Source organism: Mycobacterium sp. (assembly GCF_049585075.1).
Lineage (GTDB): Bacteria > Actinomycetota > Actinomycetes > Mycobacteriales > Mycobacteriaceae > Mycobacterium.
In genome coordinates this window covers 1-2406 of sequence record NZ_JBAUZA010000188.1, presented here as the reverse complement: position 1 = coordinate 2406, position 2406 = coordinate 1, and the positions used below count along the sequence as shown (strand labels likewise).

At 64.5% G+C, this 2406-nt stretch carries 2 protein-coding genes; one reads left to right on the top strand and one right to left on the bottom strand.

Going from position 1 to position 2406, the window contains the following annotated elements:
- Window positions 1–135 precede the first annotated feature (135 nt).
- Window positions 136–339, bottom strand: a complete 204-nt coding sequence (locus WB785_RS08965; RefSeq protein WP_003925183.1) for a cold-shock protein — start codon at window positions 337–339, stop codon at window positions 136–138.
- Between the two features lie 338 nt (window positions 340–677).
- Between WB785_RS08965 and WB785_RS08960 the strand changes: the two genes are divergently transcribed.
- Window positions 678–2406 (top strand): DEAD/DEAH box helicase (locus WB785_RS08960; RefSeq protein WP_424078565.1); only part of this gene is annotated, 1729 nt, incomplete at its 3' end.

The window sequence follows — 2406 nt, the reverse complement described above, 5'->3', positions numbered from 1 at the left end:
GGACACGGCGCACCGAAGAGCCAGCCATTGGTCGCCGGCCGTGAATCCTTGCGCGGCAGGCGACCACAACGAGAACCCCCCGACCGAACCCGGTAACTCCGGACCGTGCGGGGGGCTGCCGTTAGTGGCTGCTGCTCAGATAGAGCGGACGCCAGTGGCCTGGGGACCCTTGGGGCTTTGGCCGACTTCGAATTCGACCCTCTGGTTCTCCTCGAGGGTGCGGAAGCCGGACCCCTGGATCTCCGTGTAGTGGACAAACACGTCGGCTGAACCGTCCTCGGGGGCGATGAAGCCGAATCCCTTCTCCGCGTTGAACCACTTCACAGTTCCCTGTGGCATTTCTTGATCTTTCCTTTACTTCTCGGGTGCGGTACACCGCTTTTCGGTGCACCGGGCCCGTTCCGACCGCTATACCTTGCCGAGTCGCCGGAACTTCACCCGACCTACAACCTCGCAGGAACCGCGGCCGCAACGTCGATCCTGCGAAAGTTTTACACGAACACAGAAGCTGCGACCGCAAACAGTCAATCACGTTCATCGCGTCTGCGACAGCCTCAGGTGATCAATTCAGCTACCAAGAGGTAAACAATTCAGGTGAGATGCGCCAAACCGCTGGCCGCGGGGTCGTCGTTGGTTGAGGTATTCGGCAATTAGCTCACATCAGGAGGGGCATAGAGATGGTGACGTTCGGCAGCGAACTGCTCGCGGCCGCGGTCGCCGGTAGCGAACCCGGAGAACACCCGCTACGCCATGTCGCCGAGCTGCCGCCAAGGCACGCCCGCCGGCGTCCGTGGCCGGCATGGGCCGAGCCGGACGTAGTGCGCGCCTTTACCGATCGCGACATCAGTTCGCCGTGGGCGCATCAGGTTGGCGCAGCGGAGCTGGCGCATGCCGGCCGTCACGTAGTTATCAGCACCGGCACGGCGTCCGGGAAGTCGTTGGCCTATCAGCTTCCCATCCTCAATGCGCTGGCAACCGATCCGCGGGCCCGGGCGATGTACCTGTCGCCGACGAAAGCGCTTGGCCACGACCAGTTACGGGCCGCGCACGCGCTGACCGCGGCTATACCCCGGCTCGGTGATGTTATGCCCATGGCCTACGACGGTGACAGTCCGGCCGAGGTGCGACGTTTAGCGCGCGAGCGCTCGCGGTGGCTGTTCTCCAACCCCGATATGGTGCACCTGGCACTGCTTCGCAACCATGCGCGGTGGGCAGTATTTCTGCGCGGCCTTCGCTTCGTAGTCGTCGACGAATGCCATTACTACCGCGGTGTTTTCGGTTCGAACGTAGCGATGGTCTTGCGTCGCCTGCTGCGATTGTGCGCACGCTACTCGGCCGACTCGGCCATAACGCCGACGGTGATCTTCGCCAGTGCGACAACAGCAGCGCCCGGTACAACTGCCGCCGAGCTCATCGGCCAGCCGGTCGCGGAGATCACCGAAGACGGCTCGCCACAGGGCGCCCGCACGGTGGCGTTGTGGGAGCCGGCACTGCGCACCGACCTCGTCGGCGAAAACGGCGCTCCGGTACGACGGTCCGCCGGTAGCGAGGCGGCGCGAGTCATGGCGGACCTGATCGCCGAAGGGGCGCGCACACTGACATTTGTCCGGTCGCGCCGCGGTGCCGAATTGACCGCGCTGGCAACACGTGCGCGGCTTGAGGACATCGCACCGGAGCTCACCGAGTCGGTGGCGTCTTATCGCGCGGGCTATCTGCCCGAGGACCGTCGCGCGCTCGAACGCGCGCTGATCGACGGACATCTGCGAGGTCTGGCCACTACCAACGCGCTGGAGTTAGGTGTCGATATCGCCGGTCTCGACGCGGTAGTGCTGGCCGGTTTCCCCGGAACGGTCACATCGTTTTGGCAGCAGGCCGGACGCTCTGGACGACGGGGTCAGGGCGCGCTGGTGTTGTTGGTCGCCCGAGACGATCCACTGGATACCTACCTGGTGCACCATCCTGCTGCGCTGCTGGACAAGCCGATCGAACGCGTCGTGATCGATCCGGCCAACCCGTACATTCTTGGCCCGCAACTACTCTGTGCAGCAACCGAATTGCCACTGGAGGACGCCGAGGTGCGGGCGCTGGGGGCCGAAGAGGTCGCCGAAGGACTCGTCGACGACGGGCTGCTACGACGTCGATCCGGCCGGTACTACCCGGCGCCGGGCGTCGATCCGCATCCGGCAGTGGACATCCGGGGGTCGACTGGCGGCCAGATCGTCATCGTCGAGAGCGAAACTGGACGGTTGCTGGGGACCGCCGGTGTCGGACAGGCCTCCGCTTCAGTGCACCTCGGGGCGGTATATCTACACCAGGGCGAAAGTTACGTTGTCGATTCGCTGGACTTCGAAGGGGGCATGGCTTTCGTTCACGCCGAAGATCCCGGATACGCAACGTTTGCAAGGG